The organism is Streptomyces sp. NPDC039609 (genome assembly GCF_055596705.1).
Genome location: NZ_JBVIUJ010000003.1, coordinates 669,391 through 691,129, shown reverse-complemented (window position 1 = coordinate 691,129; position 21,739 = coordinate 669,391). Strand labels below are relative to the sequence as shown.

Genomic DNA, 21,739 nt, shown 5'->3' with positions numbered 1-21,739 from the left:
CTGCTCCGAAAGGCGAACTGTGAACATGACGGACAACGGACAGCGGGACGCGAAGCGTTACGACGTCGCCATCCTCGGTGCGGGTATGGCGGGTGGGACGCTCGCCGCGGTGCTGGCCAGACACGGTGTGAAAGTGCTCGTCATCGACGCGGGCACGCACCCGCGCTTCGCGGTGGGCGAGTCGACCATCCCGTACACCTCGACCATGATCAAGGTCATCGCGGACCGCTACGAGGTGCCCGAGATCGGATCGCTCGCCAGCTTCCGCGGCATCCAGACGAAGATCTCCCCCCTGAGCGGCCGCAAGCAGAACTTCGGGTTCGTGTACCACCAGGAGGGCAAGCTCCAGGACCCGGAGCAGGTCAACCAGTTGAAGATCCCCAGCTGGCACAGCACCGAGAGTCACCTGTTCCGTCAGGACACGGACGCCTACCTGTTCAACGTGGCCGTGGCCTACGGTGCCGACGCGAGCCTGGGCACCCGCATCCAGGACATCGAGACCGGACCCGACGGGGTCGTGCTGCGGTCGGACCGGGGGGAGGAGTTCCACGCCGAGTACCTGGTGGACGGCAGCGGATTCCGTTCGCCGGTGGCCGACAAGTTCGGCCTGCGCGAGGAGCCCACCCGGGCGCGGCACCACTCACGCAGTCTGTTCACCCACATGGTGGGCGTGAAGCCGTACGACGACTGCGAGGGAGCGAAGGGGCACAACCAGCCCAGCCCCTGGCACGCCGGCACCCTGCACCACGTCTTCGACGGCGGCTGGCTGTGGGTGATCCCGTTCGACAACCACGAGGGCGCTGTCAGCACGCTGTGCAGCGTCGGGCTGACGGTGGACGAGAGGGTCTTCCCCAAGGACGGCCGCTCCGCCCAGGAGGAGTTCGACGCGTTCCTGGCGCGGTACCCGCAGATCGCGGAACAGTTCCACGGCGCCAGGGCGGTGCGCCCCTGGGTCAGCACCGGACGGCTGCAGTACTCCGCGACGCGGACGGTCGGTGAGCGGTACTGCCTGACCGCGCACGCGGCGGGGTTCATCGACGCGCTCTACTCGCGAGGCCTGAACAACACCTTCGAGGTCGTCAACGCCCTGGCGTGGCGGCTGATCGAGGCGTCCCGCGACGGCGACTGGTCGACCGAGCGGTTCTCCTACATCGACGCGCTCCAGCAGGGCCTGTTCGACGTCCACGACGACCTGGTCTACAGCTCCTTCGTCGGGTTCCGCGACTATGCCCTGTGGAACGCGGTCTGCCAGGTCTGGAAGTCGATCAGCTTCCTGCCGTCGATGGCCCTGGAGCGGGCCCACCGCCTGTTCCTGGAGACCAAGCACGACGGGCCCCTGAGGGATCTGGAGAAGTCCGATCCGCCGGGGCTGCCCGCGCCTGTCGGCCAGGGCCTCGTCCGTCTCCTCACCTTCACGAGGGAACTCTGCCGGCGGGTCGAGGACGGTGAGGTGACGCCCGCGGACGCCGCCGAGCAGATCCTCGCCCGGGTACGGGACACGGAAGTCATCCCGGCGCCCCTCGATCTGAGCAACCCCGACAATCGCTTCTTCGACGCCACACCCGACGTCATGGAGCAGGTCGTGGCATGGGGCAAGGAGGAGGCCCCCGAGCACATCAGGCGCCTCTTCCGCTAGCGCCTGTCCGCCGGACAGGCCCTGCTCCGGGTCCGGTCGGCGGCTTGCATTGTTCCGTGGCAGGTTTTTGGGAATCTCACATACTGGAGAACAACATGTCTGACGCGAGTCCTTCCGGTTCGGGTGGCGCTGAGCAGGGAATTCCGGCAAGCAAGAGCGAGTTGCTTTCCCTGGTTGCCGCCCTGTTGGGGGAGAATCCCGAAGACCTCGACGAGCATGAGAATCTGATCGAGTACGGAATTGATTCGATCGGCGTCATGCGTGTTGTCAGTCTGTGGAACCGCGAAGGGCTCGACATTACCGTCGGCGAACTGTTCGCCCATGCGACGATCGCGGAGTGGTGGGACCTCCTGAGCGAGTGCACGGCGATCGTTCCCGCCGAGGACACGGCGGTGGATGTCGACCCGGGCGCACCGTTCGAGCTGAGCCCGGTCCAGCACGCCTACTGGGTGGGGCGCACCGACGGCCAGGTGCTCGGCGGCGTGGGCTGCCACATCTATCTCGAGGTCGACGGGGCCGGCGTGGACGCGGACCGCCTGGAGCGGGCGGTGTCCGCGCTGACGGAACGGCATCCGATGCTGAGGGCGCGCTTCCTGGAGGACGGGACCCAGCAGATCATGCCGAAGGCGGCATGGACCGGGCTGACCCGGAACGACCTGCGTGACCTCGACGAGGCCGCGACGGATCGCGAGCTGACGCGGATCCGCGGCCGACTGTCGCACCGCAGGCTCGCCGTGGAGCGGGGTGAGGTGTTCGACGTACGGCTGTCGCTGCTGCCGGGCGGCCGGACGCGCCTGCACATCGAGCTGGACCTGCTCGTGGCCGATGTCCTCAGCTTCAACGTCTTCCTCGACGACCTCGCCGTGTGCTACACCGGCGGCGCCGCGGCCCTGCGGCCCCTGACCTACAGCTTCCCCCAGTACCGCGCGGATCTGGGGCGCTCCCGCAGCGCGGCATACGTCCGCGACCGCGAGTACTGGCTGTCACGCCTGGCCGATCTGCCCTCCGCGCCGCGGCTGCCGCTCGCCCAGGACCCGGCTCTGATCGAGCGGCCGGTCTTCCGGCGCCTGGAGCACCGGCTCGAGCCCGAGAGCTTCGAGCGCCTCGTGCAGCTGTCGCGGCGCAACCAGGTCACCCCTGCCATGGTGCTGGCCACGGCGTTCGCCGAGATCCTCGGACGCTGGAGCGGTCAGTCGCGGCTGCTGTTGAATCTGCCGCTGTTCGACCGGGTCGCGCTGCACGACGATGTCGCCGGCATGATTGCCGACTTCACCAATCTGGTGCTGCTCGACGTCGAGCTGTCCGGTGACTCGTTCCTCGACCGCGTGCGCGCGGTGCAGCAGCGGTTCCAGAGCGACATCTCCCACAGCGCGTACTCCGCTGTCGAAGTCCTCCGCGACATTTCACGCCACACGGACCTGGAGGCGCAGACCGCCCCGGTCGTCTTCGCCAGCAACGCAGGTGGCGGAGAGCTGCTGAGCGGGCGCTTCCGTCAATCCTTCGGTGAACTCGGGTACTCGATCACGCAGACTCCGCAGGTATGGCTCGACCACCAGCTCATGGACATGGACAACGGCGTCTATCTGAACTGGGATTTCGTGGAGGGGTTGTTCCCCGAGGGTGTCGTGGAGGGGATGTTCGAGGCGTACTGCGGGGTGTTGGAGTGGTTGGTCGAGGGTGACTGGTCGGCTGCCGCTCCGGTGGGTCTGCCGGCGGGGCAGCAAGCGGTGCGTGCTCGAGTGGGGGACACGGGTGCGCCGGAGAGCGGCCGGTTGCTCCATGAGGGCTTTTTCGAGCGGGCCGGTGTGGAGCCTGGCCGGGTTGCCCTGGCGTGGGGTGAGGACGGTGAGTTGTCGTACGGGGAGCTTGCCGGGCGTGCGTTGCGGGTGGCCGGCGGGTTGGTGGCCGGTGGGGTGTCGCCGGGCGATGCGGTGGCGGTGACGGCCGGGAAGGGGCCGGAGCAGGTTGCTGCGATCTTGGGTGTGCTGGCGGCGGGTGCTGTGTATGTGCCGGTCGGTGTGGATCAGCCCGCGGTGCGTCGGGCGTTGATGCTCGAGGCCGCGGGTGTCCGTCATGCGGTGGTGGACGGGGCGGTCGGGGAGTGGCCGTCGGATGTACGGGTGTGGGAGTACGGGGAGTTGGTGGCGTCGGCCGGGTTGCCGGCGCCGGTGGGTCGTGGGGTGTCGGATTCGGCGTATGTGATCTTCACGTCCGGGTCGACGGGCCGGCCGAAGGGTGTGGAGGTGTCGCACCGGGCGGCGGTGAATACGGTCGAGGACATCAATGACCGGTTCGGTGTGGGTGCTGAGGACCGGGTTCTGGCGGTGTCGGCGGCCGATTTCGATCTGTCGGTGTACGACATGTTCGGCCTGCTGGCCGTCGGTGGCGCGTTGGTACTGATCGAGGAGGGTGATCGGCGTGAGGCGCAGCGGTGGGTGGAGTTGTGCCGTCGTCACGGTGTGACGGTGTGGAACAGCGTGCCGGCGTTGTTCGACATGTATGTGTCGGTGGCCGAGGCGCAGGCGCTGGACGACCGGTTGCGGCTGGTGCTGGTCTCGGGTGACTGGGTGGGTCTGGATCTGCCGGGTCGTTTCAAGGCGCGATGTCCGGAGGGTCGTTTCGTCGCGATGGGTGGTGCGACGGAGGCCGCGATCTGGTCGAACGCGCTGGAGGTCGACCGGGTGCCGGAGGTGTGGCGTTCGATTCCGTACGGGTTCGCGTTACGCAATCAGCGGTATCGGGTGGTGGACGAGGCCGGCCGGGACTGCCCGGACTGGGTGCCGGGTGAGCTGTGGATCGGTGGGGTGGGAGTCGCCGAGGGATATCGCGGTGATCCGGCGAAGACGGCGGAGAAGTTCCTCGTGCGGGACGGTGTGCGGTGGTATCGCACGGGTGACCTGGGGCGGTTCTGGTCGGACGGGACGCTGGAGTTCCTCGGGCGTGCCGATCACCAGGTGAAGGTCCGGGGATTCCGGATCGAGCTCGGTGAGATCGAGTCCGTACTGGAGGCTCATCCGCACATCGGCCGTGCCGTGGTCGCCGCCGTCGGCACCGGTACCCAGCAGAAGATCGTCGCCGCCGTCACCCACCCCGACGGCGAAGCGGTGGACGTGGACGCGGTGCGCGACTGGACCGGCGACAGGCTGCCCGGTCACATGGTGCCGGAGCGGCTGGTCGTCACCGCGGACCTTCCGTTGACGGCGAACGGCAAGGTGGATCGCTCGAGGGTCGTCGCGGAACTCGCCGAACTCGCCGAGCACGAGGTCGCCGCGGCCGTCGTCGCCGAACCTCCGAGCGGACCGATGGAGGAGGCGGTCGCCCGGCTCTGGACCAAGCTGCTGTCCCTGGAGCAGCTGCATCGTACGGACAACTTCTTCCACTGCGGCGGTGACAGCCTCATCGGAACCCGGCTGATCGCCGGCCTGATATCCGAGGGGATCGCCGGCGCGGAACTGCGGCTGCTGTTCGCCCACCCGGTGCTGGCCGACTTCGCCGCACTCCTCCGGTTCGACGACTCCAGCACGGCTGCCACACCGTTCGACGCCGACGAGGCGGCCAGGTACGAGCCCTTCCCGGCCACCGACGTCCAGCGCGCGTACTGGTTCGGCCGCCGTCCCGAGTTCACCCTGGGCGGTGTCGGCTGCCACTTCTACACCGAGTTCGACGGCACCGACGTCGACCTCGACAGGCTGGAGCGGGCCTGGAACGTCCTCATCGACCGACACGAGATCCTCCGTGCGGTCTTCGACGACCAGGGCATGCAGCGGATACAGCCGTCCGTACCCCGCTTCACCATCCCCGTCGAGAACGCGGCGACGAGCGGCGACGAGGAACTGGAGGCGCTGCGCGACACGATGTCGCATCGCGTCTTCGACCCCACCGTCTGGCCCCTGTTCGACGTGCGCGCGGTGCGGTACGGCGACCGGACGCGCATCGGTGTGGGCCTGGACAACCTGATCCTCGACGCGCTCAGCGTGCTGATCCTCACGACGGAGCTGGAGCAGCTGTACCGGGACCCGGAGGCGACGCTGCGCCCGGTCGGCGTGTCGTTCCGCGACTACCAGCTCAACGCGCAGCCCCCGCAGGCGGAGGTCGAGGCGGCCCGCGAGTACTGGCTGTCCCGTCTGGACGACCTGCCGCCCGCCCCGCAGCTGCCGCTGGCCACCGACCCCGCGCGCATCGAGCAGCCCCGGTTCGCACGTGACGACATCTGGCTGGATGCCGACCGGTGGGCCCGGATCACCGAGCGGGCGCGTCAGTACGAGCTGACGCCGTCGGCGCTGCTGCTGGCCTGCTACGCGGAGGTCCTCGGCGCCTGGAGCACCCGCCCGGACATGACGCTGGTGCTGACCACGTTCCAGCGCCGCGACGTGCACCCCGACATCAACAACATCCTCGGCGACTTCACCTCGCTGCTGCTGGTCTCCTACCGGCCCGAGCCCGGCTCCGGACTGCTGGACAGGGCCCGCGCGCTGCAGGAGCAGATGTGGCAGGACCTCGACCACCAGGCCGTACCCGCCACCTGGGTGCTGCGGGAGATGGCGCGCCGGGCCGGCGCGGCGGAGGTCAGCATGCCGCTGGTCTTCACCAGCGCCCTGGGCATCGTCGAGGGCCTGCCCGGCCTGGGGGCCGACAAGCACGCCGAGATCTGCTGGGGCATCTCCCAGACGCCACAGGTCTGGCTCGACCACCAGGTCCGCGAGCACCCCGACGGCGTGTACCTGAACTGGGACTTCGTGGAGGGCCTGTTCCCCGAGGGTGTTGTCGAGGGGATGTTCGAGGCGTACTGCGGGGTGCTGGAGTGGCTGGTCGAGGGTGACTGGTCGCAGGCCGCTCCGGTGAGGCTGCCGGCCGGGCAGCTCGCTGTGCGTGCGCGGGTGAGCGAGACCGGCGCCCCGGAGAGTGGCCGTCTGCTGCATCAGGGGTTCTTCGAGCGGGTGTCCGCGGAGCCCGGCCGGGCTGCTCTGGTGTGGGGTGAGGACGGCGAACTGTCGTACGGCGAGCTTGCCGAACGGGCGCTGCGGATCGCCGGCGGGCTGACGGCCCACGGTGTCGAGCCCGGCGACGCGGTCGCGGTGACGGTCCCGAAGGGACCGGGCCAGATCGCCGCGATCCTGGGAGTGCTGGCCGCGGGCGGCGTGTACGTGCCGGTCGGCGTGGACCAGCCTGCGGCCCGCCGGTCGCTGATACTCGAGGCCGCCGGTGCACGGTACGCGCTCGTCGACGCGGCCGACGGCTCCTGGCCGTCCGGTGTACAGGTCCTGGAACCGGGAGAGCTGGGCTCCACGTCGGTCGGCCTGTCGGCACCGGTGGCTCGCGAGGTGTCGGACACGGCGTATGTGATCTTCACATCGGGGTCGACGGGCCTGCCCAAGGGCGTGGAGGTCTCCCACCGAGCGGCGGTCAACACCGTCGAGGACATCAACGAGCGCTTCGACATCGGAGCCGACGACCGGGTACTGGCCGTGTCCGCGGCCGACTTCGACCTGTCGGTCTACGACATGTTCGGACTGCTGGCCGTCGGCGGCGCGCTGGTACTCATCGAGGAGGGCGACCGGCGCGAGGCCCAGCGCTGGGTCGAGCTGTGCCGTCGCCACGAGGTGACGGTCTGGAACAGCGTCCCGGCACTGTTCGACATGTACGTATCCGTCGCCGAGGCACGCGCACTGGACGACCGGCTGCGGCTGGTCCTGGTATCCGGTGACTGGGTCGGGCTCGACCTGCCCGGCCGCTTCAAGGAGCGCTGTCCCGACGGCCGGTTCATCGCCATGGGCGGTGCCACGGAAGCAGCGATCTGGTCCAACGCGATCGAGGTCGAACGTGTCCCCGAGGACTGGCGATCGATCCCCTACGGATTCGCCCTGCGGAACCAGCGCTACCGCGTCGTGGACCAGGCCGGCCGCGACTGCCCCGACTGGGTCCCCGGCGAGCTGTGGATCGGTGGTACGGGCGTCGCCGAGGGATACCGCGGTGATCCGGCCAAGACCGCCGAGAAGTTCGTCCAGCGGGACGGAGAACGCTGGTACCGCACCGGCGACCTCGGCCGGTTCTGGGCCGACGGCACCCTGGAGTTCCTCGGCCGCGCCGACCACCAGGTCAAGGTCCGGGGTTTCCGGATCGAGCTCGGTGAGATCGAGTCCGTACTGGAGGCCCACCCGCACATCGGCCGTGCCGTGGTCGCCACCATCGGCACAGGAAACCAGCAGAAGCTCGTCGCCGCCGTCGTCACCGACCCCACCGGGGCAACCGCCACGCCCGACGTCCTGACCGCCCCGACACCCACGGTGGAGATCACCGCCGAGAGCGCCGCCGATTCCGCGGAGGTGGAGGCGGCCCTGATCGAGTCCTGCATGGCGGGCGTGATCAGGGCGGGGATCACCGAATCCCCCGCGCCCCTCGACGAGGTGGCCGGCGCCCTCGGCACCGCCGAAGGGATGCGGGGCGCGCTGCGACTCTGGCTGGACTGGTTGGTCGTACGCGAGGTGCTGACCTGCGAGGACCACGCGTACGCCGTCGGGCAGCGCTGGCAGACCGCCCTCGATCCGCGGACGTGGCAGGACAACCTGGAGCAGGCCACCGGCGTCGTGCGCGCCACCGCCGACCGCCTCGCCGAGATGACCGGGACGATCGCCGGCATCCTGCGCGGTGAACGCGATCCGCTGGTCCTGCTCGAGGACCCGGTGCTGTCGCCGGAAGCGGCGGTCACCGACCGGCCGGACACCGAGAGCGCGCTGCGCGGTGCGGCGGACACCGTCAACGCCCTCGCGGCCGCACTCGGCCGCCCGGTACGGGTCGCCGAGCTGGGCGCCCGCTCGGGCATCGCCGCCCGGCGGCTGCTGGAGACGGTCGCGCCGGGAAGCATCGAGTTCACCCTGTTCGATGCCGCGCCGCGGCTGCTGGAGTCGGCCGAGGAGCGTCTCGCCGACCTTCCGCACAGCACGGACTTCCGTGCGGTGCGCGACGGTGTCCTGCCGTCCGAGTCGCGGCACGTGTTCGATGTCGTCCTGGCGAACAACTCGCTGCACCGGTACGCCGACGCGGTCGCGGGCGCGGCCGAGGTACGCCAGCTGCTCGTGCCCGGAGGCATCCTGATCGGCCTGGAGCACTCGGAGCTGGCCCCCATCGGTCTGCTGACCGCCGGTCTCATCGAGCACGGTTTCGCGCCCCGCGCCGGACAGCGGGCGCGGGTCGGCGGGCCCCTGCTCGACAAGGCGGAGTGGGCGGAGGTCCTCCAGGAGGGCGGGCTCCGCGACGTCGCCATCACCGAGCGGGACGACACCTCGCTCATGCTGCTGGTGGCGCGCACCGCCGCGGACCTGCCGGTGGTCCGGGAGACCGAGGTCCTGGCACTGGCCAGGGAGCAGCTGCCCGCGCACATGGTGCCCGAACGGGTGCTGATGCTCCCGGTGCTGCCGCTCAGCGCCAACGGCAAGATCGACCGCAACCGCATCGGGGAGCTGTTCGCCGAACAGCCCGACCCGGGCGACGGAGGTGAGGCGCCGAGGACCCCGATGGAGGAGACGGTGGCGCGGATGTGGTCGGAGTTGCTGCACGCGCCCCAGGTCGGCAGGGCGCACAACTTCTTCGCCCTCGGCGGCGACAGCCTCACCGCCACGGGCTTCGCCGAGGCCATTCGTGCCCGGTTCGGTGTGGAACTGGTGCTCCGGCAGATGTTCCAGGAGCCGACGGTGGCAGCGGTCGCCGCGTCGATCGACGCGAGCCTGGAGACGGCCGGAGCGGTAGACGGTTCGATGGAGGACGGTGTCCTGTGAGTGCTGAAGGTCTGATCGCCGAATTGTCCGCCGCCGGGGTGCAACTGTGGGAGGACGCCGGCCAGTTGCGCTACCGGGCGCCGAAGGGTGCCCTGACGCCCGACCGCATCGAGCGGATGCGCGCCGCGAAGGAGGAACTGCTCGAGCAGTTGCGCGGCGACCGACTGCCCACCATCGTCCCGGATCCCGAGAACCGCTACGAGCCGTTCCCGCTGACCGACGTGCAGGCCGCGTACCTGGTCGGTCGCCAGCAGGGATACGCGTACGGCGGTGTCGCCTGCCACCTCTACATGGAGGTCGAGCACGCCGCCCTCGACCCCGTACGGGTGGAGCAGGGCTGGAACCGCCTGATCGAGCACCACGACATGCTGCGGCTGGTGGTCCACCAGGAGGGCTACCAGCAGGTGCTTCCCACGGTGCCGTACTACCGGATCCCGGTCTCCGACCTCCGGGGCGAGAGCGACGAGGCGGTCGAGGCGCGGCTGCGCGAGGAGCGCGACGAACTCGGCCACAAGGTCCACCCGACGGGTGAGTGGCCGCTGTTCGAGGTGCGCGTCACCCAGACCCCCGACCGGGCGATCCTGCACCTGTCGCTGGACTTCCTGATGGCGGACTGGACGAGCATCCAGCGCCTCCTGGGCCAGCTGGACCGGCTGCAGGCGGACCCGCAGTACGCGTTGCCGCCGTGCGACATCACCTACCGGGACTACGTGCTCGCCGAGCGGGCGCTGCTCGAATCCCCGCGCTACCAGCGGGACCGCGACTACTGGCTGGACCGCATCGACGACCTCCCGCCCGCCCCCGAACTGCCCACCACGACGCTGCTCGACGCCGCGCCGACCTTCCACCGGCACGTCGGCAGCCTGGACGCCGCGGAGTGGGCTGCGTTCAGGGAGTGCGCCGGTGGCGCCGGACTGACGGCGTCGGGTGCCGTCATGGCCGCGTTCGCGGACGTCGTCGGGCGGTTCAGCAGACGTCCCGAGTGCACCCTGAACCTGACCCTGCACAACCGTCTGCCGCTGCACCCCCAGGTGGAGGCGCTCTTCGGCGACTTCACCGCCGTCACCCTGCTGGCCGTCCGGCCCGGCGAGGGCGAGTCGTTCGAGGCACGCGCACGGCGCCTCGGACAGCAGCTGTTCGACGACATGGACCACCGGCTCTACTCGGGCATCGAGGTCATCCGTGAGCTGATGCGCCGACGCAGCCGGGACGAGGCCGTCATGCCGGTCGTGTTCACCAGTGCGATCGGCGGATCCGAGCACGAAGAGCAGGCCGCCGGCGACGTCGGCTTCAGCATCACCCAGACGCCCCAGGTATGGATCGACTGCCAGGTCATGGAGCGCAACGGCGCGCTGCTGCTGAACTGGAACGTCCGCGACGACGTCTTCCCGCCCGGCCTGGTGGAGGCGATGTTCGAAGCCTTCGCGGGGCTGCTCGAGCGGCTCGCCACCGGGTCGGCGGCCTGGGCCGACACCGAGCCCGTCCCGCTGCCCGCGGCACAGGCCGCACGGCGTGCCGAGGTGAACGCGACGACCGGCGAACTGCCCGCGGTCCTTCTGCACGAGCCGGTGTTCGCCACCGCGCGGCGGCACCCGGACCGGACGGCCGTCATCGACGCCGAGGGCGCGCACACCTACCGCGCGCTCTGCGGACGCGCGACCGCCGTCGAGGCGGCGTTGCGCGCGGCGGGCGCCACACCGGGCGACATCGTGGCCGTCGCCCTGGACAAGGGGCTCGACCAGATCGCGGCGGTGCTCGGCATCCTCGCGGCCGGCGGTGTGTACCTGCCGATCGACATGGGGCAGCCGACCGCGCGGCGCGACGTCATCCTCCGGGACTCCGGAGCACGGTTCCTCGTCTGTGCCCGCGCCGACGACACCTTGCCGGAACGGGTGCGGGGCATCGCGCTCGACACGTTGCCCGCCGACGCCGGCCTCCCGGACAGCACCGAGCGCCGGGTCGGCCCCGGCGACGTCGCCTACGTCATCTACACCTCGGGTTCGACGGGCACGCCCAAGGGCGTGGTGATCACCCACCAGGCCGCGGCGAACACGGTCGCGGACATGAACGAACGCTTCGGGATCGAACCCGCCGACCGCGTGCTCGGGCTGGCGAACCTCAGCTTCGACCTGTCGGTGTACGACATCTTCGGACCACTCGGCATCGGCGGCGTGCTGGTGCTGCCCGCACCGGACCGCCGCGGCGACCCCGGGCACTGGGCCGAGCTGATCGAACGCCACGAAGTGACCGTGTGGAACTCGGTACCCGCGCAACTGCAGATGCTCGGGCACTATCTGGCCTCGCACCCCGGCCTCGGCAACGGCTCGCTTCGCCTGGCCCTGCTGTCCGGCGACTGGATCCCGGTGAATCTCCCCGACGAGATCCGGGCCCGGATCCCGGGCCTGCGCCTCATCTCGCTGGGCGGCGCCACCGAGGCGTCGATCTGGTCGATCCACTACCCGATCGGCGACGTCGACCCCGGCGCGCCGAGCATCCCGTACGGCTACCCGCTGCGCAATCAGACGTTCCATGTCCTCGACCAGGGGCTCCGGGACTGCCCCGACTGGGTGGCGGGGGAGCTCTACATCGGCGGGGACGGGCTGGCCCAGGGTTACCTCAACGACCCGCAGCGCACCGCCGAACGCTTCCTCACCCACCCGGTGACCGGCCGCAGGCTGTACCGGACCGGTGACCTCGGCCGCTATCTGCCCACCGGCGCGATCGAGTTCCTCGGTCGCGAGGACCATCAGGTCAAAATCCGAGGACACCGCGTGGAACTCGCGGAGGTGGAAGCGGCCCTGCTCGGCCATCCGACGGTGCGTGCCGCGGTGGTCCTCGTGGACGGCGTCGAGGCGCTGCGGCGCCGGCTCGTCGCGTTCGTCGAGTACGACACCACGGGCCAGGACGCCGGTGAACCGCAGATCGAGGACCATCTCCGCGACCTGCTGCCTGAGTACATGTGCCCGGCGGTGATCCGGACGATGCCCAGCCTGCCGGTCACGGAGAACGGCAAGATCGACCGGCGTGCGCTGACCGCCGAGCTGGCCGAGATCCCGGGCAGCGCCCCGGCGGCCGGCGGCGAAGCGCCCCGCGAAGGGCTGGAGACCGTACTCGCGGACCTGTGGGCCGAGATCCTCCAGGTCGAGCGTGTGGGGCGCGACGACGACTTCTTCGTGCTCGGCGGCAACTCGCTTCTGTCGACGCAGCTCGTCGCACAGCTGCGGGCACGCGTGCCGCAGGCGGCGGGCATGTTCTTCGACACCCTGGTGCGCCAGCTGCTGCCCACGCCGACCGTGGCCGCGATGGCCGAGTTCCTTCAGTCCCAGGTCGAGGAACCGCCGGAGACGGGTGCCGACAGGACGGTCTCCCCGCTGCGGCGCATGGGCACCGGTGAGACCGAGCCCGCCGTGCTGCTGGTGCACGACGGCACCGGCGAACTCGACCGGTACAGCGAGCTGTCCGGCCTGCTCGATCCCGGGCGCAAGGTCTACGGGCTGTCGGCGGGTCACTCCGACAGCTATACGCGGACTCCGGACGAGGCGCTGATCCAGCGCAGGGCCACCGGATACGCGCGCTTGGTGCGCGCGGAGAACCCCACCGCCGTCACGGTGGTCGGAGCCGGTGCCGCGGCGGTTCTCGCACTCGAGGTCGCGCGGACACTGCGCGATCTGGGGACCGAGGTCGACGAGGTGGTGCTGGTCGACGGCTACCGGGTCGACGAGCACGTGACCGACGAGCTGTGGCTCGAAAGCCTGCTCGCGGTCGAAATCGGGCTCGGCGCGGAGGAGTTCGGGCACACGCCGGGCGAACCGGTGCCGGACGACCACCCGCTGCGGGCGCGGCGGCCTTCCGAGCGGCTCGACGCGCTGGGCCGCGCCGCCGGTTTCCGTTCGCGGACGCCGATCGGTACCCGGTTCGTCCTGTTCCGCAAGACGGTGCGGGCCCTGCGCGGGCACGATCCGCAGCCGTATCCGGGGCTGGTGCGTGTGATCGACACCGGCGCGGTGCCGCATCCGCTGGGCAAGGCACTGGCCGCGGAGTTGACCGACGCCGGCTGCGTCGATCTCCGGACGGTCCCGCAGCAGCGGCAGTCGGCGATGGCGGCCCTGGCCGCCCTGCTGGAAGGGCGGGACCGGTGAGCCGGGCGCCGAGGATCGGGCTGCTCGGCGGAGCCGGCGCCGTCGGCCGGGAGGTGGCGGCGAGACTCCGGGCACGCGGCGTCGGTGAGGTGCTGATCGGAGGCCGCGACGTGGCGGCGGCGGAGGCCGTGGTCGCCGGAGTGCTCCAGGGCGAAGGACACGCCGTCGCGGCCGACGCCGACGACCCGGCGTCGCTGCGTGACTTCTGCGCCGCTTCCGATGTGGTGGTCAACTGCGCCGGCCCGTCCCGGCTGCTCATGGACCGCGTCGCGATGGCGGCGGTCAGGGGCGGTGCGCGGTACGTCGACGTCGGTGGCGACGACCCCGTGTACGAGCGGATGACTCGCTCGTCGGCGGTGGACACGGGCAGCGTGCTGCTCTCCGCAGGGATGATTCCCGGTCTGACCGGGCTGCTCCCGCGCTATCTCGCGGGTCTCGGGTTCACGGACGTGGACCGCCTCACCGTGTACCACGCCGTCCGGGACCGGATCGGCCGGGCCGGCGCCTACGACTTCGTCGCGGGCATCGCCGAGGGCGGCGACGAGTCGTTCGCGGCCTGGCGTTCCGGGGAACCGCGTTCGGGCGCGGCGCGGCGCGCGGCCGACCGCGCCCTGCCCGGATTCACCGACGCGATGACGGTTCACCCCTACCTGTCGCCGGAGGCGCGCCGGACCGCGCTGCGGCTCGGCCTTCGCGACGGCGACTGGTACAGCGTGCTGTTCGAGGGGCAGACCTCGGCCGTGCTCGGCGGGCTGCCCGGACTCACGGAGGACGGCCTGGCAGCGGCGGCGGAACGGCTCTGCCGCGCGGCGGAGTTCGACCTGCTGGGCCGGACCCCGCAGGTCGTCCTGCTCTGCCAGCTCGACGGGCGCGGAGACGGCGGGTCGATGACCCGCTCGCTGGTGCTGAGGGCCACCGGCGCCGCGGAACTCGTCGCCGCTGCCGCGGCGGTGGCCGTGGACGAAGTGGTACGCGACCACGTCCCGGCGGGCGTGCACTTCGCCGCCGACGTACTGGACGCGTCGCGCGCCGGCGCGGCCCTGGCCGGAGACCCGGGCGTCGCGCAACTGAGCGTCCACGACGTCCCGCTCGAACAACTGGTTCCGCAGGACGAAGGAGCGATATGAACGGCACGGATCTGACGACACGGCAGGGCAGGGCAGTCCGCTACGACGACTGCTACCGCGTGTACCGTCCGCGTCCGACGGCGCGGCTGCGACTGGTGTGCTTCCCGCACGCCGGAGGCGGCGCCAGCTTCTACCAGCGCTGGGTGCAGCACTTCCCGGACTGGGTCGAACTCGTCATCGCCCGCTACCCGGACCGGGAGGACCGCCTCGGCGAGTCCCTGCCGGACACCCTCGAACAGCTGGCGGACGAGTTCGCCGCGGCGCTGACACCGGCCGTCGACCGGCCCACGGCCGTCTTCGGGCACAGCATGGGCGCCGCGGTCGCCTACGAGGTCACGCGGCGGCTTGAGCGGCGAGGCAAGAACCTCACGCGGCTGATCCTCTCCGCTCATCCGGCCCCCCACCGGCAACGGCCCAACACGGTGCACCGGATGGACGACGAGGGGCTGATCGCCGACGTGGTCGGCTTGAACGCCGCCTCGGCCGCCCGGTTCGAGGACCCGGCGATCCGCCAGCTGGTGCTGCCCACCATCCGGGCGGACTACCGGCTCATCGAGACGTACCGCCCGGCCTCGCCCGGCCTGGTCCACACCCCGATCGCAGCGGTGATCAACCTCGACGACCGAGAGGTGGACGCGGACGAGGCCCGCGGCTGGAGCGACTGCACCACGGGGGATTTCGAGCTGCGGGAGATGCCCGGCGGTCACTTCCACCTGGTCGACCAGGACCGTGAGTTCGTGCGGTGGCTGGTGACGGCGCTGCGCGTCGACCCGCCCAGCTGGCCCTCCACCCCCTGAAGAGGATCGACGATGAATGCACTGGTGAGTGAAGTGTCGCGGCAGCGCGAGTTCACGCCGTGGCCCGAGGACCTGGCCGCGAAGTACCGCGCCGACGGGCTGTGGAGCGGCATCTCGCTCGGCCGCATGCTGCGTGACTCCGCAGCCCGGCACGGCGCCCGTACGGCGCTGGTCGACGGCCCGAACAGCTGGACCTACGCCGAGCTGGACGCCGAGGTCGACCGCCTCGCGGCAGGGCTGCACAAGGAGGGGACGGCAGCCGCGGGCGAGCGCGTGCTCGTCCAACTACCCAACACCGCCGCGTTCGTGCTCGTCTGCTTCGCCCTGTTCAGGGTCGGCGCGGTGCCGGTCCTGGCCCAGCCTGCGCACCGAGAGCACGAGATCACGCAGTTGTGCCGGCAGAGTGGGGCCGTGGCGATGGTCATTCCGGACCAGCGGTCGGGGTTCGACTACCGGGTGATGGCCGAGCGGGTCCGGGCGGAGTGTCCGACGCTGCGCACGATCGTCGTGGACGGCGATCCCGGGGGCCACCGCGCGCTGTCCGGGCTCTTCGCCGATCCGGTGCCCCTGCCGGAACCCGATCCCGGGTCTCCCGCGGTACTGCAGCTGTCGGGTGGAACAACCGCGGTCCCGAAGCTGATCCCGCGTACCCACGACGACTACCTGTACAACGCGCGAGCGAGCGTCATGGCCTGCCCGCTCGACGTGGACGACGTCTATCTGTGCGCGCTGCCCGCCGCGCACAACTTCCCGCTCTGCGCACCGGGTGTCCTGGGGGCGCTGGACAGCGGGGCGACCGTGGTCCTGGCGCCGGGCCCGAGCGACGGCGATGTCTTTCCCCTGATCGAGCGGTACGGGGTGACCGTCACCGCGGTGGTCCCGCCCATCGCGCTGCTGTGGCTCGACGCAGCCAAGGACACCCGGCACGACCTGTCGAGCCTGCGGGTCCTCCAGGTCGGCGGCGCCCGCCTCGGACCGTCCGCCGCGGCCAGGGTCCGGCCGGTCCTGGGCTGCCGGCTCCAGCAGGTGTTCGGCATGGCGGAAGGCCTGATCTGCTACACGCGGCTGGACGACCCGGACGAGCTCGTGGAGACGACGCAGGGCGTCCCGATGTCGGCGGCCGACGAGATCGCGGTCGTGGACGACGAGGACCGCCCCGTACCGGACGGCGAGCCGGGACACCTGCTCACCCGGGGGCCGTACACGATCCGCGGCTACTTCTGCGCGGACGAGCACAACGCGCGTGCCTTCACCGCCGACGGCTTCTACCGCACGGGCGACATCGTGCGCCGTCTGCCGTCCGGCCACCTCGTCGTGGTCGACCGGGCCAAGGACCTCGTCAACCGCGGCGGCGACAAGGTCGCGGCCGACGAGATCGAGGAGCAGCTGGCGACCCACCCGGCCGTGCATGACGTGGCCGTCGTCGCGGAACCCGACGACGGGCTGGGCGAACGGATCTGCGCCTTCGTCGTCGCGTACGAGGACGGGCTGAAGAGCCGCGTACTCAAACTGCACCTCCGCGACCGCGGTCTGGCGGCCTACAAGATCCCGGACCGGTTCGCATTCATCGACGCCATGCCTCTCACCTCCGTCGGAAAGATCGACAAGAAGGAGCTGCGGAAGCGTGCCGCGGAGCTGGCGGTCAAGGAAGGACGCACATCATGACGTACGAGGATCCCTCCGGGCTGTTCTCGGTCCGAGGCAAGTCCGCGCTGGTCACCGGGGCGGCGAAGGGCGTCGGTGCGCTGATCGCTCAGGCCCTGGTCGAGGCGGGCGCGACGGTGTACCTGACCTCTCGCGACATGGCGGCGGCCGAGAAGACGGCCGCCCGGCTCTCGCTGCTGGGCGACTGCGTTCCGCTCGCCGGCGGTCTGGCGTCGGAGGACGACTGTCGCGCGCTCGCGGACCAGCTCGGCGAACACGTCGACCGGCTGCACCTGTTGGTGAACAACGCAGCCGTCCTGCACACGGCGCCGCTGGACGATTTCGACGACGCGGCCTGGGACTCGGCGCTCCAGGTGAACCTGAAGGCCGTCTTCCATCTGGTCAGGTTCCTCCGGCCACTGCTGGAGTCGGCCGCGGTCGCGGGCGACCCGGCCCGCGTCGTCAACATCGGCTCCGTGGACGGGCTGCACGTACCGTCGGCCGAGATCTACTCCTACGCGGCGAGCAAGGCCGCCATGCACCACCTGACCGGGCACCTGGCCGGCCGGCTCGCTCCGCGCATCGCGGTCAACGCCATCGCGCTCGGCCCCTTCGAGTCGGACATGCTGCAGGAATCGCTGGCTGCCGAGATCGGCCTGAGCTCACCCATGCGCCGGCCCGGCGGTCTTGACGACCTCGCGGGCATCATCCAGTTCCTGGGTTCCCGGGGCTCGGCGTACCTGACCGGCACGGTGATCCCCTTCGACGGCGGCCTGTCGATCACCCGGTAGGCGGAGGGAGAACGGCACGGAAAAACGAAACGGGTTAATCAGCCTGTTTCTTGGTAGGTTGGTGACGTGGACATGGGACCGGCAGGCCCATGTCCACGAGCTCCAACTGTTCTGGCGGCTGGCCGGAGCGGGGGGCCGAAGTCGACGGAAGGTGACAGGGACGCGATGAAATCGGAGCAGGCGCAACCGTTGGAAGCAGTGGGTCTCGGAGAGTTATTGCGCCCCGTCAAGTCGAGGCTGGGCGCGGCGATCGGGCTGCAGGCCGTCGCGGCGGTGGTCGCCGTGGTGCCGTTCGCCGCGGTGGCGGAACTGGCGAGGGTGCTCCTGGCGGAGGGCCCGGTCGACAAAGGCGCGGCATGGACCGTCGCCGCCCTTGCGGGCGGCGCGCTGATGCTGTGGCTGGCGCTGAACACCGCGGCCGGAGCGATCGCCCACGCCGCCGACCTGGACTTCCAGCTCTCGGTGCGACGCCGACTGGTCGACCGGCTCGGCCGGGTGCCACTGGGCTGGTTCACCGATCGCGGAGCCGGCGGAATCGGGAAAGCGGTCCAGCACGACGTGGACACGATGCACCATCTGGTGGCCCACTCCTTGCTGAACCTCACCGCGAGCGTGGTCACCCCGCTGGCGACCCTGGTCTATCTCTTCGTGGTGGACTGGCGGATGGCGTTGATCCTCATGATCCCGCTGGTGATCGGAATCGGGCTGTTCATCAAGATGATGGTGAGCCTGGACGCGCAGACCGCCGCCTACGAGCAGGCCCAGGAGCGCATCGTCTCCAGGGTCATCGAGTTCGTCGAGGGCATCGCCGTGGTCAAGATGTTCGGCCAGGCCCGGCGGGCGCACCGTCAGTACGCGCAGGCCGCCGACGACTTCACGACGTTCTTCATCGCCTGGATCTCCAAGGGCTACCGGGCAACCGCGGCCTCGGCACTGATCCTCGGACCGGTCACCATTCTGCTCACCGTGCTGGTCGGCGGCACGGCGCTCGTCTCGTCCGGTTCCCTGGACCCGCTCGACCTGCTGCCGTTCGCCATCCTGGGCCTGAGCGTGGCCGCACCCCTGCAGGCGCTTGACTTCCACGGCCACGACATGGAGATGGCCGGGTCGGCCGCCAAGCGCGTGGGCGCCCTGCTCGCCGCGCCGGAACTCGCGATCCCCGACTCGCCGCAGCGGCCGGAGACCGACGGCGGTGTCCGAGTGGAGCTGTCCGGTGTCGAGTTCGCCTACGACACCGACCGACCGGTCCTCAGCGGCATCGACCTGGCCCTCGAACCCGGCAGCGTGACCGCCCTCGTGGGGAGCTCGGGTTCGGGCAAGACGACACTCGCGAAGCTCCTGCCCCGGTTCTTCGACCCGACCGCGGGCACGGTGAGGGTCGGCGGCGTGGATCTGCGCGACATCGACCCGGACCAGCTGTACCGGCTGGTGTCGTTCGTCCTGCAGGACGTCCAGCTGCTGGACGCCAGTGTGCGGGACAACATCCGGCTCGCGCGTCCCGACGCGGACGAGGAGACGGTGCGCCGCGCCGCTCGCGCGGCGGCCATCGACCGGCGCATCGAGGAACTGCCGGGTGGCTACGACTCGATGGTGGGCACGGACGTCCGCTTCTCCGGCGGCGAGGCACAGCGGATCTCCATCGCCCGGGCGATTCTCGCGGACACCCCGATCGTGGTGCTCGACGAGGCGACCGCCCACGCCGACCCCGAATCGGAGGCGCAGATCCAGGACGCGCTGTCGGAGCTGGCCGTCGGGCGCACCGTGCTCGTCGTCGCGCACCGGCTGGCCTCGGTGGTCGGCGTCGACCGCATCGTGGTGCTCGAGCAGGGCCGGATGGTCGAGCAGGGCACACACGAGGAACTGCTCGCCGCCGGTGGCCGGTACGCGCGGCTGTGGAGCCTGCAGGAGCAGGCCGGCGTCGAGGACGACGACGGCGACGACGCCTACGCCGGCGCCGGCATCGTGAAGGAGGAGGGGCGATGATTCGTCGACTGTTCACCGCACTGGGCCCGAAGCACGACCGCGCGCTGCGCCGGCTGCTGGCCTGGTTCACCGTCGCCGCCGTACTCCAGGGCGTCGCGTTCGTCATGCTCGTCCCCGCCCTGCGTGAACTGCTCGGCGACGAACCGGGACGGGCCTGGCCGTGGGTGATCACCCTCGCGGTGCTGTGGCTCGGCTACGCGGCGGTGAGTTACCCGGCGACACTCGCCGGCTACGGCACGGGCGCGGCCATGAGCCGCGACCTGCACCACCGGATCGGAGACAAGGTCGCCCAGCTCCCGCTGGCGTGGTTCACCCCCGACCGCGTCGGCGGACTCGGGCGCCTGGCCTCACAGCGCGTGGTCGACATCATGGGCGTGCCCGCCCATCTGCTGCACCAGTTGGTCGACACCTTCGTCACGCCTGCCGTCGTCGTGCTGGCGATGTTCCTGTTCGACTGGCGGCTGGCCCTGTCGATGACCGTCGCCGGGATCGCCGTGGCGCTGGTGTACCGGGTGGCGGGCCGCGGCATGGCGGCGGCCGACCAGGAGGCGGACCGCATCCACGCCGACGCCGCCGTACGGATCGTGGAGTTCGCCCGCGCCCAGCCGGTCCTTCGGGCCTTCGGCCGTACGACGCAGGGACACGCCGCGCTCGACGACTCGCTGGTCGCGCAGCACGCGGCAGGCCGGCGCATGCTGCGCGCCGGCATGCCCGGTCTGGTCTGGCTCGCCTTCATCGCGCAGGCGTCGTTCATCGTGCTGCTGGCCCTCGGAACCCGCCTGGCGCTGGGCGGATCGCTGGAGGCGGCCGAGTTCATCGCGCTGCTGGTGCTGTCGGCCCGGTTCGTCGAGCCCATCATGCTCACCTCCGAACTGGGCGGCGCGATCCGGGTGGCCGAGAACGCGCTGACCGAGATCAACGAACTCATCGACACGGAGACGCTGCCCGAACCGCGCACGTCGCGGCGGGCAGACGGCGCCGACATCGAACTCGACGACGTGCGCTTCGGCTACAACGGCTCCACGGTCCTGGACGGACTGTCGATGCGGGTGCCGCAGGGCCGGATGACCGCGCTGGTGGGTCCGTCCGGCGCCGGCAAGACGACCGTGATCAGGCTGATCGCGCGGTTCTTCGACCCGGACGCCGGTGCGGTGCGGGTCGGCGGCGTGGACGTGCGCGAGATGCGGTCCGAGGACCTCACGTCCGTCATCTCGGCCGTGTTCCAGGACGTCTACCTCTTCGACGGAACGATCCTGGAGAACGTACGACTCGGCAGGCCCGACGCGACCGACGAGGAGGTCTACGCGGCGGCCCGCACGGCGCGCGTCGACCAGATCGCCGACCGGCTGCCGGGCGGCTGGGAAGCACCTGTCGGAGAGGGCGGCAGCCGGCTCTCCGGCGGTGAGCGGCAGCGCATCTCGATGGCGCGCGCACTGCTCAAGGACACCCCGATCGTGCTGTTCGACGAGGCGACCGCGGCGCTGGACGCCGAGAACGAGCACGCCCTGCAAGAGGCGATGTCGGCACTGGCGCGGGACCGCACCGTCCTGGTGATCGCGCACCGGCTGCACACCTTGCGCGAGGCGGACCACATCGTCGTGCTCGGCGAGGGCAGGGTCGTGGAGGAGGGCGTCCACGACGACCTCGTCGCACGCGACGGCCGGTACGCGCACTTCTGGCGGGAACGCCGCCGTGCGCAGGGCTGGCACCTGGCCAAGTCCGCGGGGGTTCGCTGAACGGCGGCTCCCCGCCCCGACACGGGCGGCGCCCACGCCGGCGCCGCCCGTGTCCCCCTCGCACGTTCCCCATCCCACTTTCCTGTTGTGATCAGCTGAATCCGAGGAGTTTCC

General features: G+C 70.8%; 9 protein-coding genes. All 9 read left to right on the top strand.

Going from position 1 to position 21,739, the window contains the following annotated elements; all coding sequences use genetic code 11:
• Positions 1 to 25: 25 nt before the first annotated feature.
• Entirely contained in the window at positions 26 to 1,636 is a 1,611-nt protein-coding gene (locus ACZ561_RS12080) for an NAD(P)/FAD-dependent oxidoreductase (protein ID WP_470992857.1), read from the top strand.
• On the top strand, positions 1,588 to 9,408 hold the full coding sequence (locus ACZ561_RS12075; protein WP_470992854.1) for an amino acid adenylation domain-containing protein: 7,821 nt from the start codon (positions 1,588 to 1,590) through the stop codon (positions 9,406 to 9,408). The genes ACZ561_RS12080 and ACZ561_RS12075 overlap by 49 nt, the downstream gene beginning before the upstream one ends.
• Positions 9,405 to 13,547 (top strand): non-ribosomal peptide synthetase, encoded by a 4,143-nt coding sequence (locus ACZ561_RS12070; RefSeq protein ID WP_470992851.1) that lies wholly within the window; start codon positions 9,405 to 9,407, stop codon positions 13,545 to 13,547. The genes ACZ561_RS12075 and ACZ561_RS12070 overlap by 4 nt, the downstream gene beginning before the upstream one ends.
• Positions 13,544 to 14,674, top strand: coding sequence for a saccharopine dehydrogenase NADP-binding domain-containing protein (locus ACZ561_RS12065; protein WP_470992848.1), 1,131 nt, complete (start codon positions 13,544 to 13,546; stop codon positions 14,672 to 14,674). Before ACZ561_RS12070 ends, ACZ561_RS12065 begins: the two co-directional genes overlap by 4 nt.
• Positions 14,671 to 15,471, top strand: coding sequence for a thioesterase II family protein (locus ACZ561_RS12060; protein WP_470992845.1), 801 nt, complete (start codon positions 14,671 to 14,673; stop codon positions 15,469 to 15,471). Before ACZ561_RS12065 ends, ACZ561_RS12060 begins: the two co-directional genes overlap by 4 nt.
• Positions 15,472 to 15,483: 12 nt before the next feature.
• Positions 15,484 to 17,136, top strand: a complete 1,653-nt coding sequence (locus ACZ561_RS12055; protein ID WP_470992842.1) for a (2,3-dihydroxybenzoyl)adenylate synthase — start codon at positions 15,484 to 15,486, stop codon at positions 17,134 to 17,136.
• Entirely contained in the window at positions 17,133 to 17,906 is a 774-nt protein-coding gene (locus tag ACZ561_RS12050; protein WP_470992839.1) for an SDR family NAD(P)-dependent oxidoreductase, read from the top strand. The genes ACZ561_RS12055 and ACZ561_RS12050 overlap by 4 nt, the downstream gene beginning before the upstream one ends.
• 165 nt (positions 17,907 to 18,071) lie before the next feature.
• Complete coding sequence (locus tag ACZ561_RS12045) at positions 18,072 to 19,889, top strand: ABC transporter ATP-binding protein (protein WP_470992836.1); 1,818 nt, start codon at positions 18,072 to 18,074, stop codon at positions 19,887 to 19,889.
• Positions 19,886 to 21,625: an ABC transporter ATP-binding protein gene (locus tag ACZ561_RS12040; protein ID WP_470992833.1), complete on the top strand. Its 1,740-nt coding sequence runs from the start codon at positions 19,886 to 19,888 to the stop codon at positions 21,623 to 21,625. The genes ACZ561_RS12045 and ACZ561_RS12040 overlap by 4 nt, the downstream gene beginning before the upstream one ends.
• Positions 21,626 to 21,739 lie beyond the last annotated feature (114 nt).